This window comes from Halomonas urmiana (assembly GCF_005780185.1).
Classification (GTDB): domain Bacteria; phylum Pseudomonadota; class Gammaproteobacteria; order Pseudomonadales; family Halomonadaceae; genus Halomonas; species Halomonas urmiana.
Genome location: NZ_VBUI01000012.1, coordinates 79648 through 94423 on the forward strand (window position 1 = coordinate 79648; position 14776 = coordinate 94423).

At 69.6% G+C, this 14776-nt stretch carries 14 protein-coding genes; 4 read left to right on the top strand and 10 right to left on the bottom strand.

Features of this window, described 5'->3' with window-relative positions:
- Positions 1–120: 120 nt before the first annotated feature.
- The gene (rpoE, locus tag FEI13_RS09245; RefSeq protein ID WP_138181249.1) at positions 121–726 is read right to left on the bottom strand and encodes an RNA polymerase sigma factor RpoE; all 606 of its coding nucleotides are present in this window, start codon (positions 724–726) and stop codon (positions 121–123) included.
- A 371-nt stretch (positions 727–1097) separates the two neighbouring features.
- Here rpoE and FEI13_RS09250 point away from each other — a divergent pair, with 371 nt between their 5' ends.
- A complete protein-coding gene (locus FEI13_RS09250; protein WP_138181250.1) occupies positions 1098–2177 on the top strand; it encodes a 3-deoxy-7-phosphoheptulonate synthase in 1080 nt (359 codons plus the stop codon).
- A 143-nt stretch (positions 2178–2320) separates the two neighbouring features.
- Here the strand turns inward: FEI13_RS09250 and FEI13_RS09255 are convergent, their stop codons facing one another.
- From FEI13_RS09255 to rhlB, 3 genes are all read right to left on the bottom strand, one after another.
- Positions 2321–3178 carry an Nmad3 family putative nucleotide modification protein gene (locus tag FEI13_RS09255; RefSeq protein ID WP_138181251.1) on the bottom strand — a complete coding sequence of 286 codons (858 nt, stop codon included), beginning with the start codon at positions 3176–3178 and terminating at the stop codon, positions 2321–2323.
- Positions 3175–5322, bottom strand: coding sequence for an ATP-dependent DNA helicase DinG (gene dinG, locus FEI13_RS09260; RefSeq protein WP_138181252.1), 2148 nt, complete (start codon positions 5320–5322; stop codon positions 3175–3177). Before dinG ends, FEI13_RS09255 begins: the two co-directional genes overlap by 4 nt.
- Before the next feature lie 143 nt (positions 5323–5465).
- Positions 5466–6740 (bottom strand): ATP-dependent RNA helicase RhlB, encoded by a 1275-nt coding sequence (gene rhlB, locus FEI13_RS09265; RefSeq protein ID WP_138181253.1) that lies wholly within the window; start codon positions 6738–6740, stop codon positions 5466–5468.
- A gap of 167 nt (positions 6741–6907) precedes the next feature.
- Here rhlB and FEI13_RS09270 point away from each other — a divergent pair, with 167 nt between their 5' ends.
- Complete coding sequence (locus tag FEI13_RS09270; protein ID WP_138181254.1) at positions 6908–7144, top strand: hypothetical protein; 237 nt, start codon at positions 6908–6910, stop codon at positions 7142–7144.
- Between the two features lie 3 nt (positions 7145–7147).
- Positions 7148–7975, top strand: coding sequence for an exodeoxyribonuclease III (xthA, locus tag FEI13_RS09275; protein ID WP_138181255.1), 828 nt, complete (start codon positions 7148–7150; stop codon positions 7973–7975).
- Here xthA and FEI13_RS09280 read toward each other — a convergent pair.
- From FEI13_RS09280 to FEI13_RS09305, 6 genes are read right to left on the bottom strand one after another with little or no spacing between them, the layout of a single operon-like run.
- A complete protein-coding gene (locus FEI13_RS09280) occupies positions 7942–9108 on the bottom strand; it encodes a hypothetical protein (RefSeq protein WP_240036485.1) in 1167 nt (388 codons plus the stop codon). The genes xthA and FEI13_RS09280 overlap by 34 nt on opposite strands.
- A gap of 4 nt (positions 9109–9112) precedes the next feature.
- Positions 9113–9898 (bottom strand): energy transducer TonB, encoded by a 786-nt coding sequence (locus FEI13_RS09285; RefSeq protein ID WP_138181256.1) that lies wholly within the window; start codon positions 9896–9898, stop codon positions 9113–9115.
- On the bottom strand, positions 9895–10302 hold the full coding sequence (locus FEI13_RS09290) for an ExbD/TolR family protein (RefSeq protein ID WP_138181257.1): 408 nt from the start codon (positions 10300–10302) through the stop codon (positions 9895–9897). Before FEI13_RS09290 ends, FEI13_RS09285 begins: the two co-directional genes overlap by 4 nt.
- Positions 10295–10852 (bottom strand): MotA/TolQ/ExbB proton channel family protein, encoded by a 558-nt coding sequence (locus FEI13_RS09295; RefSeq protein WP_138181258.1) that lies wholly within the window; start codon positions 10850–10852, stop codon positions 10295–10297. Before FEI13_RS09295 ends, FEI13_RS09290 begins: the two co-directional genes overlap by 8 nt.
- A complete protein-coding gene (locus FEI13_RS09300) occupies positions 10833–12224 on the bottom strand; it encodes a MotA/TolQ/ExbB proton channel family protein (protein WP_338035082.1) in 1392 nt (463 codons plus the stop codon). Before FEI13_RS09300 ends, FEI13_RS09295 begins: the two co-directional genes overlap by 20 nt.
- Positions 12221–13003: a DUF3450 domain-containing protein gene (locus FEI13_RS09305; protein ID WP_138181288.1), complete on the bottom strand. Its 783-nt coding sequence runs from the start codon at positions 13001–13003 to the stop codon at positions 12221–12223. The genes FEI13_RS09300 and FEI13_RS09305 overlap by 4 nt, the downstream gene beginning before the upstream one ends.
- A 238-nt stretch (positions 13004–13241) precedes the next feature.
- On the opposite strand from FEI13_RS09305, the gene FEI13_RS09310 reads away from it, so the two are divergent.
- Positions 13242–14771: a pyridoxal phosphate-dependent decarboxylase family protein gene (locus FEI13_RS09310; protein WP_138181259.1), complete on the top strand. Its 1530-nt coding sequence runs from the start codon at positions 13242–13244 to the stop codon at positions 14769–14771.
- The last annotated feature ends 5 nt before the right edge of the window (positions 14772–14776 follow it).

Below are 14776 nucleotides of genomic sequence, written 5' to 3' on the forward strand. Positions count from 1 at the left end.
CCTGGCCATGTCGGCATGTACGCTCCCGCGGGTGGCGGGCCGGTCACCGCATATGACGCCGCAGACCGCGGACAGTTCAGCAAATCGTCAAAAAACATGCAGTTTCTCGGCCCGGCCGGATTACTCGGTCACCGACTCCTGGTTACGCGCGGTGGTGACCAGCGGGCGAATATGCTGATCCACCGCCTCCCGGGCCCGGAAGATCCGCGAGCGAACGGTGCCCACGGGGCACTGCATGATGGCCGCGATGTCCTCGTAGGAGAGCCCATCGAGCTCACGCAGGGTGATCGCCGTGCGCAGGTCGTCGGGCAGCGCCTCGATCGCCTCGAAGATGGCCGATTGCAGCTGGTCGCGCGCCATGGCCGCCTCGGGCGTCTCGGCATCGGCTAGCCGTCCGCTGTGATCGACGATCTCCGCATCGACGATATCGAGATCGCTGCCCGGTGGCCGGCGCCCCTTGGAGACCAGATAGTTCTTGGCGGTGTTGATGGCGATGCGGTACATCCAGGTATAGAAGGCGCTCTCGGCGCGAAACTTCCCCAGCGCCCGATAGGCCTTGATGAAGGCTTCCTGGGCGACGTCCTGCACCTCCGCATGATCGTGCACGTAGCGGCCGATCAGTCCGATGATCTTGTGCTGGTACTTCTTCACCAGGAGATCGAAGGCGCGGTTATCCCCTTGCTGGGCTCGCTCGACGAGTTGCTGATCGGTTTCCCGGGTGCCCATTCAGGCCCTCCCTGAACGGAAAGGCGTGGATGACGACCCGAGCTCGGGTCGCGAAAGCTGTGATGTCGCTAGCATAGTGTCAACCTGGGGCATGTCGCCGCTGAAGGGTCGGGGTCGTGAATCTCGATCTCGAAGGGTACAAGTGTTCCTGTTTCTTGAACGTCCATCAAGCCGATCGACTCACCGCACCACCGTCACGGCCATGGCGACCAGCCCGACGGGCAGCCGTGACGATGGAATTTGCTGGCCCCGCGCGCGATGACGCGATGATACGGACAGCCGCGACGATTGGATTGAATTTGCCGGCCCCGCGCGCGATAGTAGATGCCAAATAATTTCGCCATTAGCGCAGACACGACACAGGAAGCACCATGTCAGAACAGCAGGTCAACAACCTCAACGTTCTCGCCCAGGACGTTCTGATCACCCCCGAGGCCCTGAAGCGGGAGATTCCCCTGACCGAGGCCGCCGAGCGCACGGTGATCGAGGGCCGTGAGACCATCCAGGCCATCCTCGACGGCCGCGACCCCCGCCTGCTGATGGTGGTGGGCCCGTGCTCCATCCACGACGTGGACGCCGCACTTGACTACGCGCGCCAGCTTCGCCGCCTGGCCGACGAGGTCAAGGACAGCCTCTACATCGTGATGCGCGTCTACTTCGAGAAGCCGCGCACCACGGTGGGCTGGAAGGGCCTGATCAACGACCCGCACCTCAACGGCTCCTTCGAGATCGAGGAGGGACTGCATATCGCCCGCAAGCTGCTAGTGGAACTGGCCGAGATGGGCCTGCCACTGGCCACCGAGGCACTGGACCCGATCTCGCCACAGTACCTCCAGGACTGCATCAGCTGGTCGGCCATCGGGGCGCGCACCACCGAATCTCAGACCCACCGCGAGATGTCCTCCGGTCTCTCCTGCCCGGTGGGCTTCAAGAACGGCACCGACGGCAGCCTCGATGTCGCCGTCAACGCCCTGCAGTCGGTGGCCCACCCGCACAACTTCCTGGGCATCGACCAGGCCGGCCGGGTGGCGATCATCCGTACGCGTGGCAACGCCTACGGCCACGTGGTCCTGCGCGGCGGTAACGGCAAGCCCAACTACGATAGCGTCAGCGTGGCGCTGGCCGAGCAGGAGCTGAACCAGGCCAAGCTGAAGCCCAACATCATGATCGACTGCTCCCACGCCAACTCCAACAAGGACGCGGCCCTTCAGCCGCTGGTACTGGAGAACGTCACCAACCAGATCCTCGAGGGCAATCACTCGATCATCGGGCTGATGGTGGAATCCAACCTCGGCTGGGGCAATCAGAAGATGACCGAGGATCCCAGCGAGCTCACGTACGGGGTGTCGATCACCGACGCCTGCATCGACTGGGACACCACCGTCGAGGCGTTCAAGCGCATGAACGAGAAGCTCGCCCCGGTGCTGGCCAAGCGTCGCCAGGCTGCCTGAGCGCCCTGCCCCGCGTGAGTCGCGGTCACGACATGAGACGGGCCCGCCAAATGGCGGGCCCGTCTCGTTGGCGGAGATAATTCGCGGATAGCCCCGTCTCAGGGATAGCCCCGCCTCATGGAACGACCTGCCTCGTACCAGGCCTATCTCGCCGCACGATCCCGGATCAGCTCGCCCGCCCAGGGCAGCGCCTCGGGATAGGCCGCGGCGTCCAGCACGAACTCCTGGCCCCGAGCCACGGCCCGGAGCTCGGTGTGCTCCGCCCGCTGCCGCCAGCGGCCGGGGTCGGCGTGGTAGGAGAGCGGCGGACGACCGCGGCGCGGATACCACCAGGCCGGCAGCCACCAGTCGGAGACCCTCGCGGCGCTCGGCGCGGTGAGCCGCAGGGACGGCGCGTCATGGGAGAAGACGCCGGCGCCCGGCAGGGTGTCGGCGAGTCCGTCGAGAGCCAGATGACGGCGGGCGACATAGAGCACGTTGTTGCTCGCCCGACGCTGGCAGTGCGGATGGCCGCTCGCCCACGCCATTTCCGCCGGCAGCGGACCGTCCAGGGACAGTACGCGCTCCACCTGCATCCAGCCCCAGAGCAGGTGGCGAGGCCGCGCCTCCGGCACGAAGGCCCAGCCGTCGCGGCCTGGCGCGACCCGGCGGAAGAGCCCGAAGAATAGGAACAGATCCCCCGGCCCGACACCCTGATTGCGCAGGTGGCCCTGGGCCTGTCCCATCTGGCCGAACAGCGGGCGCCAGCCCGGGTGGCGAGACAGGCTCGCTTCCAGCAGATCGGGGTCGAGATGCACCCGATCTCGAGCAGTGAGCCGGCCCCGGGTCAGGTCACTGACCAGGGGGGCCAGCGGCTCGCCGTCCTGGGCGAGCTCGCCGTAGGTCGTGAGGGAGTGGTCGTCGGGAATGGGCAGCACGATCAGCCGCCCGTCGGGCAGGATCGGGCTCGGCACACCACCGGCGGCGCTGTCGAAGCCCTTGCGGCTGAGGATCAGCTTCATCCGGCGTCCTGCACCACCCCGTCGATCTCGCGCACGAAGGGCGGCAGGGCGTCGAGCAGCGCACGGCCGTAGCGACGCGTCAGCACCCGACGGTCGAGCAAGGTAATGCGCCCCTGGTCGGCCTCCTTGCGGATCAGTCGACCGCAGGCCTGCACCAGCTTGATCGAGGCGTCGGGTACGCTGATGCGCATGAAGGGGTTGCCGCCCCGGCTCTCGATCCACTCGGCCAGGGTCGCCCCCACCGGATCATCCGGCACCGAGAAGGGCAGCCGAGTGATCACCACGTGGGTCAGGTAGTCGCCGGGCAGGTCGATGCCCTCGGCGAAGCTCGCCAGGCCGAAGATGATGCTGCCCTCCCCCGCATCGACCCGCGCCCGATGGCGGGTGATCAGCTCGCGCTTGGGCAGCCGGTCCTGGGCCAGCACCCGCTCGCGGCGCGCCCGGGAGAGCGCCTTCTCCACGCCGCGCAGCTGCGCCCGGGACGAGAAGAGCATCAACACCGCCTCCCGCTCGCCGAGGGCCTCGACGAAGTCGACGATGGCCCGCTCATGACCCTCGCGGTTGGCGGGATCGACCGCCTCGCGGGGCACGCTGAGTACCGCCCGGGAGTAGTCGAAGGGGCTCGGCAGGCGCTGGTAGCGATAGCGATTGGCCAGCCCGGCCCGCTCCTGGAGACGCTCGAAGCGGCCCAGTGCGGTGAGGGTCGCCGAGGTGATCACGGCGCCATAGGTGCGGCCCCAGAGGTTGCGCGCCAGGGTGTGCGCCGCCGAGACCGGGCTCGCCGAAAAGTTCAACTCCGGCTCGCCATTGAAACGCTCCAGGGTCAGCCAGCGGGCCCGGGGCGGCTCGCCCTCGGGGTCCGTCTCGGCGAAGGCCACCCAGAGGACATGGGCCTCCAGGGCCCGACCGTGCAGCAGCGCCACCAGCGGCAGCCAGGCCTCGGCCTGCTCTCGGGGCAGGCCGGTGTGCTTCTCCGGGTCGAGGCTCTCGCGCAGGATGTCCGCCATGGACTCCAGGGTCCGCGAGAGTTCGGCGAACAGCGTCACCAGGCCGTCGGCATGCTCGCGCAGCGCGTCCGGCACGCGCCCCATCTCGAAGCGATGGTGCCGGCTCTCCTCGCCCTCGCCAAGCCCCTGGGGTCGGCCGGCGAGCTGGTGACCCAGCGCGAACGCCTCACCGAGGCGCGGCTCCAGCACGTTGATCGCCTCGGGCAGCCCGGCCAGCAGGCGGGCCAGGGTCGGCTGCACGGCCAGCGCCTGGTTGAGCTCGGTGAGCGAGCTCTTCAGGGTGCGCAGCCAGCGCAGCGCCCCGCCGATGGCGATGCGATGGGTGAAGTGCTGCAGCGCCTTGTCGGGAAGGTGATGCCCCTCGTCGAAGACGTGGATGCAGTCGCCGGGGTCGGGCAGCACCACGCCACCGCCCAGCGCCAGGTCGGCCAGCACCAGGTCGTGGTTGGCGACGATGATGTCGGCGCTGTCGAGGTGGCGGCGGGAGCGGAAGAAGGCGCAGGAGGCGAAGTGGCCGCAGCGGCGATTGGTGCACTGGCGATGATCCACGGTCAGGCGGCGCCAGTGGCCGTCGTCGATGGCCTCGGGCCAGCTGTCACGATCACCCTCCCAGCGCCCGTTGCCGTAGGCATCACCGAGCTCCTTGACCAGCGCCTGGAAGTCGTCGCCGCCGCTGGCCAGCGACTGCTCGAAGAGCGACAGCGTCGGGTTCTCCTCGCCGCCGTCCAGCGCCTGATCGAGGCGCGCCACGCAGACGTAGCGGCCGCGCCCCTTGGCCAGGGCGTAGTCGAAGGAGAGCCCGCTGTGGGCCTTGAGCGAGGGCAGGTCCTGATGGAGCACCTGCTCCTGCAGGGCCACGGTAGCGGTGGCGATGACGAGCCGCTTGCCGCGGGCCTTAGCCACCGGCAGCGCGGCCAGCAGGTAAGCCAGCGTCTTGCCGGTGCCGGTGCCGGCCTCCAGCACGCAGACGTGTTCGTCGCTTAGGCGTCGGCCGGCCTCATCCGCCTCGATGCCCGCCAGGGTGCGGGCGATCTCGGCGATCATCAGCCGCTGCCCGTAGCGCGGGGTGAGCCCCAGGCCCTCGAGCACGTGGCGATAGGCCTCCTGGATCTCGCCCTTCAGCGCCTCGTCAAGCATATCCGTCCTAGCGGTAAACCTTAAGCCGTAAGCTGTGAGAGAAAAACATTCCAGCTGCGCCTAACCTGGCTCTATGGGCGGCTCCGCCAAAGCTGCAAGCCCTTTATTACTTAAGGCTTACAGCTTATAGCTAACAGCTGCCGTTAAAGCAGCCCTTCCGGCGGGTGTTCGCACGGCAGCTTGTCGTTGATGTAGCGCTCGATCTCCGGCAGGGAGAAGGCGTCCTCCTCGCCGACGAAGCTGATCGATACGCCCTTGGCGCCGGCACGGCCGGTGCGGCCGATGCGGTGGACGTAGTCCTCCGGATCCTCCGGCAGGGTGTAGTTGATCACGTGGCTGACATCCTCGATGTGGATGCCGCGCCCCGCCACGTCGGTGGCCACCAGCACCTGGATCTTGCCCTCGCGGAACTTCTCGAGGGTCTCGATGCGCTGGTTCTGGGGCACGTCGCCGGAGAGCATGGCGGCGTTGATGCCGGCCTTCTCGAGCAGGTCGTCGAGCTTGCGCACCAGGTCGCGGCGGTTGCCGAAGACCATCACGCGATCGAAGCTCTCCTGCTTGAGCAGGTTGACCAGCAGACGCTGCTTGTCCTCGTCGCCGACCAGGTAGACGCGCTGGTCGATATCGGCGGCGTTGTCGACGGTGACCGCGATTTCCACGTGGGCCGGCTGATGGGTCCACTGGCTAGCCAGGTTGAGGATGTCCTGGCTGAAGGTCGCCGAGAACAGGAAGGTCTGGCGCTGCTCGGTGCTGGGCGTATGGCGGATGATGCGCTTGACGTCGGGAATGAAGCCCATCGACAGCATGCGGTCGGCCTCATCGAGCACCAGCACTTCCACCTGGGTCAGGTCGACATCGCGCTTCTCATGGAAGTCCAGCAGCCGGCCGGGAGTGGCGACCAGGAGGTCGAGCTTGTCGCCCAGCGCCTCGCGCTGCTTCTGGTAGTCCATGCCGCCCACCACGCTCGCCACCTTGAGGTCGGTGAAGCGGGCCAGAGCCTTGGCGTCCTTCTCGATCTGCAGCGCCAGCTCGCGGGTCGGGGCCACGATCAGCGCGCGCGGCGCGCCCGGCTTCTGGGCGTTGGGCGCTTCCTCCTCGAGGAAGTAGGTCAGGATCGAGATCAGGAAGGCCGCGGTCTTGCCGGTGCCGGTCTGGGCCTTGCCGACCACGTCGCCGCCCAGCAGGGTCTGAGCCAGGGCCTCGGCCTGGATCGGCGTGCAGTATTCAAACCCCAGGGCATGGATCGCCCGCATCAGCGGCAGCGGCAGATCGAAGTCGTGGAAGCGCCACTTGCCCGCCACGGCAGGGACCTGGAACTGGCGCAGATCCCAGTTCGACTGACGCCGCCGCGGCTTGCGCCGCCGACGCTTGGGCTTGCGGTTCTGGGCCGGTGCTGGGGTCTGTTCCGACTCGCTCATAGGCTGTGCTGTCTTGTCCGTTTCAGTGGATGGGGTGCGTGACGCAAACCGGCATTGTAACAGCCTCCGGCGGCGAGGGCGCCCCCGGACGCCTGTCGGCGGTTGATTGCTGTCGGCAGGTGGGTCGCGGCTGCTAGAATGGCGCCCTGACATGCAGGAGTTGCACCATGACACGCCAAAAGAAGACCCGCTCGCTGGCCGACAAGGTGAAGATTCGCACCGGCAAGCGCAAGGATTTCAAGAAGTGGCGCCACGAGAATCCCGATCAGGTGACCTCGTCGACCCGCTTTTCCCAGAAGAAGCGCCAGCAGCGCAAGCTGCAGGCGGCTCGCAAGCAGGCCCGCCAGGAAGCGGGGCCGTCCATCGAGATTCACCCCGACACGACCGAGCACAAGGACGACTGACCGATGCGCCTGGTGTCATTCAACATCAACGGCATTCGTGCCCGCCTGCACCAGCTCGAGGCCTTGATCGAGGCGCATCGCCCGGCCGTGATCGGCCTGCAGGAGACCAAGGTTCAGGACAGCGAGTTTCCCGTGGCCGCCGTGGAGGCGATGGGCTACCGGGTCGAGTTTCACGGTCAGAAGGGCCACTACGGCGTGGCCCTGATGATCGACACGGCCCAATGCGGCGAGCCCGAGGCAATCTTCAAGGGATTTCCCGACGACGGGGACGAGGCCCAGAGCCGCATGATCGGCGCCCGGCTGTCACCGGGCGGCGGCACGCCGATCACGGTCTGGAACGGCTACTTCCCCCAGGGCGAGAACGTCGAGCACCCGGTGAAGTTTCCCCACAAGCGTGAGTTCTACGCCCAGCTCCAGCGCCTGCTGGAGACACAGCATCGCCCCGAAGAACGCCTGGCGGTGATGGGAGACTTCAACATCTCCCCCGAGGACCTCGACATCGGCATCGGCGAGGCCAACCGCAAGCGCTGGCTGCGCGAGGGCAAGACCAGTTTCCAGCCGGTGGAGCGCGAGTGGCTGGCCGGCATCAAGGCCTGGGGCCTGACCGACAGCTACCGTATTCGCTACCCGGAGGTCGACGACCGCTTCAGCTGGTTCGACTACCGCTCCCGCGGCTTCGAGCGCGAGCCACGGCGCGGGCTACGCATCGATCATATCCTGGTCAGCGCGCCGCTCGCCGAGCGCGTCGCGGACGCCGGCATCGACTACGCGCTGCGCGCCATGGAGAAGCCCTCGGATCACGCCCCGGTCTGGACCGAGCTCTCGCTCTGATCGCCCGTCGGCGGGGCGCCCTGCTCCGCCCCACCGGACAGCGAGGCGAGCCACGCCTCGGCCTCCTCGGCGCCCAGCGCGCGGGCCCGCCTCAGGGCGCGGCCCGCCAGCGCCGCCTCTCCCCAGCCGTGGGCGAGCTGGCCCAGGCGCAGCCAGTCATCCGCCTGCTCGCTTTCACGGGCCACCGCCTCCCAGGCCGAGAGCGCCCGGCCATGGTCGCGGGCCGCCTCCCAGGCCCTGGCCAGCAGTCGCCGCTGGCGCGCATCACTCGCCAGCACGCCGGCCTCAAGCCCTCTCTCCAGATGCTCGGCCGCCCGTGCGGGGGTACCCCCGGCGAGATGCAGGCTCGCCATGCGGCGCAGGTCCTCCTCGCCTGACAGCGCTCCCCGCTGCCAGCCGGCCTCCCAGAGCGCCGCGGCGAGCGCCGGATCCCCCAGGTGCTGCGCCAGCGCCGCGGCACGGCGCCACGCCTGGGGCGACGCCTCGCGATCCAGGCCCTCGCGCAGCAGCGACAGGGCCTCGCCGTCGCGGCCCGCCTGTCGATAGATAGTGAGCGCCAGTGTCCGACGATCCTCTCCCTGCGGCGCTTCATCCAGCGCCTCGAGCCGCGTGGCGGCCGACTCCCAGCGCTCCAGCTCGGTCAGCCAGCCGATCAGCCGCCAGCACTCGTCGGCGGGAGGCGCCGACGTCGCCTCCAGCCAGCGGGCGAGGCGGTCCACGGCCAGGGGCGTTCGCCCCGCGGCGCGATACTGGAATGCCGCCTCGCGACGGCGCGCCTGGCGCCAGGCCGCCGGGGCCGGTTCGCTTTTCACCGCGGCATCCAGCCACTCGGCGGCTTGCCCGTGTTCCCCCTGACGCGCCGCGGCACCGGCCGCCAGCTGCAGGTAGAGGGCCCGCGCCCAGCGATCGGCGTCGTTGCCCGCCGCCAGGCGTTCAGCCTGGCGGCGCGCCTTGCCCAGCACCTCGGCGGGTGCCTGCTCGAGCCGGGCCTCGAGGCCCTTCAGATCGCGAATGAAGCTTCCGGGCAGGGCCGGCTGGGCCTGCAGCGAGGCAGAGGCCATCAGCAGCAAGACCGAGAGGCCGGTCAGCAGGCCTTTCAAGCTCGGGCGATATCGAATCACACCATGGGGCATGGGCTCACCTCAGCTGAAACTCGAGTCGTTGTCGGGCGCGGCGCAGTCGGCCATCGGCCGCGAAGCGCCAGTCGGCCACGGCACGCGTGGCCGCCTCGTCGAAGACGCGACGCGGGCGGGCATCGACCACCTGGACCGAGCCGGACTTTACCCGGCCGTCGGGGCGGATCAGGAACTCCACCACCACGTGCCCCTCGAGGCCGCGGCGCTGGGCGCGACGCGGGTAGCTCGGCGGCACGCGACGGGTGGGCGTCGCCTGCCCCACATCCTGCACCGTCTGGCGGGCCTCGCCATCGGCGCTCGGCGTGCCCTGCCCCGAGGCGGCGGCCTGCGCCGACGCCTCGTTAGCCGAAGGCGCCGGGCTCGGCGGCGCGGTCGACGGAGCCGGCTGGGGTTCCGGCTCAGGCGTCGGCTCAGGCGGGGGCTCGGGGGCCGCCTCCGTCAGCTCGGGCAGCGCGGTGTCGAGCTCGGCGATCTCCTCGGGCTGCACCGACGGAGGACCGGCAAGCGTCGGTTCCGGCAGTGACAAGGTGCTATCAGGCATGGGCGCCGGTGGCGGCGGAGTAGGCGGAGCGGGCCGAGGCGCCAACGGCGCGCTGACGGGGGGGGCGGCCGCCGGCGCTTCGGCCGCTTCTGCCGGCCGCTCCATGGCGTCGGCCATGCTCATCGTCATGACCATCTCGCGCCGCTCGATGTCCGCCTCGGGCGGCGCCACCAGCAGCGCCAGCCCCCAGAACAGCAGCAGCGCCAGGGACGCACCGGCCAACGCCGCCAGCGGCCAGCGAATCACGCGCCCTCCCGCGAGGCCGCCACCGCGATCTGCTCGACGCCCGCCTCACGCAGGCGATCCATCACCTCGACCAGCAGGCCGGTGGTGGAGGCACGGTCGGCTTGGATCACCACCCCACCGGCCTCGCTCACCAGCGGCGCCACGGCCTCGCCGACGCGATGCGCGTCTACCGGCTCACCATCGACCCACACAGCGCCCTCGGCGGTCAGGGCCACCATCACCTGGGCCTCAGGCCGCGGCGTCGCGCCGCTCGACGAGGGACGCTCGATCTCAACGCCGCTCTCCTTGACGAAGCTGGTGGTGACGATGAAGAAGATCAGCATGATGAAGACGACATCCAGCATGGGAGTCAGGTTGACCTCGCTGGACTCGCCGCTGTCGGCACTCAGGCGACGCCTACGCATCGTGCTCCTCCACGGCGCGAGCCATGCGGTCGTGCAGCCGCTGATCCTCGCGCCGAATGATATGTTCAAGACGAGTGGTGAACAGCAGCCCGGCCACCGCCACCGCCATGCCGGCGAGGGTGGGCAGCGTGGCCCGGGCAACGCCGTCGGCCATGGCGCGGGCCTGGCTGGTCTCGCTAGCGGCCAGGCCCTCGAAGACGGTGATCATGCCGGTCACCGTGCCCAGCAGGCCGAGCAGCGGGCACAGCGCCACCAGCAGCCTGAGCCATGGCAGCGGGCGGCGCAGCCGGGCGATCAGCTCCTGGGTCCAGACCTCGCGCAGCGTCAGCGCACTCCAACTGGCATGCTCGTCGCGCCGTACCCAGCGCGCCACCAGGGCCTGACGCTGACGCCGCCAGACGAAGCGGAAGTAGCACCAGCGCTCCAGCGCCAGGGAGAAGAGCAGCATGGCCACCGCACCGATGGCCACCAGCACCGGCCCCCCGGCCTGGCCCAGCCAGGCGAGCGGCGCGGTGGCGCTCGCCATGAACTCAGGCCAGGGCAGCGGCATGGTGCGACTCGCGATGCGGGGCGGTGGCCGGCAGGGCCTCGAGGTGCTCGGCCAGCTCGGCACTGGCCCGTCCCTCGATCACCCCGGAGAGCCAGCGGCTGCGGCTTGCGAGTGCGGTGTGGGCGAGCATCAGCGGCACCGCCGTGATCAGGCCCAGCACCGTGGTGACCAGCGCCTGGCTGATGCCGCCGGCCATCAGCTGCGGGTCGCCGGTGCCGAACACGGTGATCGACTGGAAGGTGCCGATCATGCCGGTCACGGTGCCGAGCAGCCCCAGCAGCGGTGCCACCGCCGCCAGCAGCTTGACCAGTGCCTGCCCACGCTCGAGCCGCGGCAGCTCGGCGAGCAGGGCCTCGTCGAGGCGCGCCTCCAGCGCCTCGGGCACCAGGCCCTGGCGCAGCGTCTGCACCTTGGCCAGCACGCGCCCCAGGGGGTTGTCGTCGCGCAGGCTCGCACCATCCCGAAGCTGGCGACGCAGACGCGCGCTCACCAGCATCAGATAGCCGTACTGGCCCAGCGCGATCAAGAGCCCCAGCCCGCCAAGGGCCACCACCACGTAGCCCACGGCGCCGCCCTGGTGGAAGCGGGCCAGCAGATCGGGGCGCTGGGACAGCGCCTTGAGCAGCTCGCCGCCGGTGGGGTCGAGGGTGACCCGGTCGCTCTCGCCCCGCGCGAAGGCCGCCAGGGTCTCGCCAGCCGCATCAGGCGTCGCGGCCAGCGCCGCCGGCGGCAGGTCCGGAGAGTCGCGCCGCAGCCAGCGCCCGTCGCCGATCATGGCCAGGTCCCCCAGCCGCAGCACCTCACGGGGAACGACGCGGCCGTCGACCGAGGCCACCGGCAGGGTGAGCCGCTCGATGCGCCCGGTCTCCCGGGTGAAGGCCATCAACGCATCGGCCAACGACTCGATCCGCGCGAGATCGGGCAGCGACTCCGCGTCGCCGCGCGCGGGCAGCTCGGGGCCGTCGAGGGTGAGCCAGCTCTGGCCGAGGGCGTCGCGCAGCTCGCCGACATGGCGTTCCAGCACCGGCTTGACGGCCGAGAGCTCGCCGCCCTGCGCCTGCTGCCGCGCCGCCAGCGCCTCGTGGCGGGCCTGCTGATCGTCGCGCTGCGCCTCGAGGGCCCGGCGCCGTTCGGCCGCCGCGTCGCGGCGTTCGCGGGCCGCCTCGACGGCGCGACGCAGGGCGTCGCGATCGTCGACCAGCTCGGCCAGGCGCGCCCTGTCCCGCTCGAGCTCGGCCTGGCGCGCCTCGGCGAAAGAGGCCGGGGCGGCGCCCTGCTGGGCTTGTGTTTCGGTCTGGGCCTGAAGCAGCGCCGCCGGCAGCACCAGGGCCCCGCACAGCAGCAGGCGGCTTGCACAGCGTGACAGCATCATGAGGCCTCTCCTCCGCTCTCGTGAGTCGTCTCTTGTTGGGAGATCGGCTGAGAGACCGGCAGCGTCAGCAGCTCGGGCGCGCGCTGCTCGCGGGCGACGCGCAGGCCGTTCTCGAGCCTCTGGCGCGACGCCTTGCCGAGCGGCTGCCAGGCCTGCTCATCGACCTTCCACACGCCACCCTCGCGGCCGTCCGGGGTCAGGTAGTAGAAGCCGACTCGCCCCAGCCGCAGGAAGTCCACCTCCCGCTCGCCGTCCAGCAGGCCACGCCAGGCATCCAGCTCGCGCCCGTAGGCGAGCTCGCCGCGCCAGGCGGCGAGCACGCGATCCAGCCGCTCGGCGGGCGACAGCGCCGGATCGGAGAGCACGCGCTCCAGGCTCGCGACCCGAGCTCGGCGCTCGTCTTCAAGAAACGGCAAATCGGCCTCGATCCACCCGTCGAGGCGCTCGACCATCCCGCGCAACAGGGGCGGCAGCCCCTCGCGGGTCGTCACGGCGCCCTCCAGGGCGCGCTCGCGGCGCGCCAACGTCTCGTCCTGGCGCTCCACCACGCGCGCAAGTTCGGCGTTGTAGGCCTCGACCCGCTGCGCCTCGGCCCTGGCCTGGCGCAGCTCGCCGATCAGCCGGCGCGTCTCGTCATCGGCGGCGTCGATGCGCGTCTGCAGCTCGGCCTGGCGACGCTGCGCCTCGGCCGATCGATCGATCAGCGACTCCTGAGCCTGAGCCAGGCCGACACCCCACAGGGCGACGACCACAGCGAACGCGGCGGGGAAGCGAAACATCCTCACGATGGCTCTCCGGTAAAGATCTCGAACGGGACGAGACAGTGACACAAATGGGAATGCTTATCAATGCACCTCAACATCGAGGTGTGCCCGTCAACATCGCAGCGTGTCCGAGAAAAATTTGCTCCGCCGGTTCAGAACCGCAGGGCGAATCCGTCGTGATGAGGACAAGATAATAATCGATAATGATTATCAATAAAATTCCCACCCCCCCCCCCTCCCGATCGGAGAGATCATGATACAGACGGACGGCGCCTTCGGGCGGCCCACTCGCCACGCCCCTCCCCTCTTGAATGCCCGGCATGCCGAGGACTACTGGCAGCAGGCGACCCGCTGCATCGACCTGGTGCGGCGCAAGATGGCGAGCGTCGACCGCCCCTTCACCGGGGCGCACCCCGAGGAGCTCAAGAGGCTCTTCGAGGGCATCGACCTGGACGCGCCCCTCGGCGAGCTGCGCCCCGCCCTGGAGGAGCTGGAGCGGGTCTACCTGGACGATGCCGTCTACTTCCATCATCCCCGCTACGTGGCACACCTCAACTGCCCCATCGTGCTGCCCGGCATCCTCGCCGAGGCGATCCTCGCGCCGATCAACTCCTCGCTGGACACCTTCGACCAGAGCGCCGGCGGCACCTTCATCGAGCAGTCGCTGATCGACTGGACGGCGAACCGCATCGGCCTGGGCCAGGACGCCGACGGCGTCTTCACCAGCGGTGGCACCCAGTCGAACCTGATGGCGCTGATGATCGCCCGGGACCATTACGGCGCCGCTCTCGCGGATCACGGCGACAACAAGCACGAGGGCCTGCCCGCGGACTATCGCCGGCTGCGCATCCTCGGCTCCGAGGTCAGCCACTTCAGCCTGCAGAAGTCGGCGGCGATTCTCGGGCTCGGCTACCAGGCGGTGATGCCGGTGGCCTGTGACGATCACTTCCGCATGGACCCCGCGGCGCTCAAGGCGCGCCTGGAAGAGTGCCTGGCGATGAGCCTGATTCCCATCGCCGTGGTGGCCACCGCCGGCACCACCGACTTCGGCAGCATCGACCCCCTCGAGGAGATCGCCGCGCTGTGCCGGGCGCACGGCATCTGGCTGCACGTGGACGCCGCCTACGGCGGGGGCCTGCTGTGCTCGCGGCGCTATCGCCACCGCCTGGCCGGCATCGAGCACGCCGACTCGGTGACCGTCGACTACCACAAGACCTTCTTCCAGCCGGTGAGCTGCAGCGCCTTCCTGGTGCGCCGGCGCAGTGACCTGCGCCACGTCACCCACCACGCCGACTACCTCAACCCGCTGTGCCAGGCCGAGGCCGGCACCCCGGACCAGGTCAACAAGAGCCTGCAGACCACCAAGCGCTTCGACGCGCTCAAGCTGTGGCTGACCCTGCGCATCATGGGCGCCGACGCCCTGGGCGAGATGTTCGAGCGGGTCATCGACCTGGCCGGCGAGGCTCACGACGAGCTGGCCCGCCACCCGGCGTTCGAGGTGCTGCTCGACCCGCCGATGAGCACCCTGGTGTTCCGCTACCGCCCGGCGGACCTCTGTGAGACCGAGCTCGACGAGCTCAACGCCTACGTGCGCGCGGCATTGTCACGCAACGGCGAGGCGGTGATCGCCGCCACCAGGGTCGACGACAAGCGCTACCTCAAGTTCACCCTGCTCAACCCCGACACCCGGCTCGAGGACCTCACCGCCATCGTCGAGCGCATCGTCCACCACGGCCGTGCCTGGTGCGAGGCCCAGGCCCCGACCCGCGCCGCCGCTTCCTGATTCCT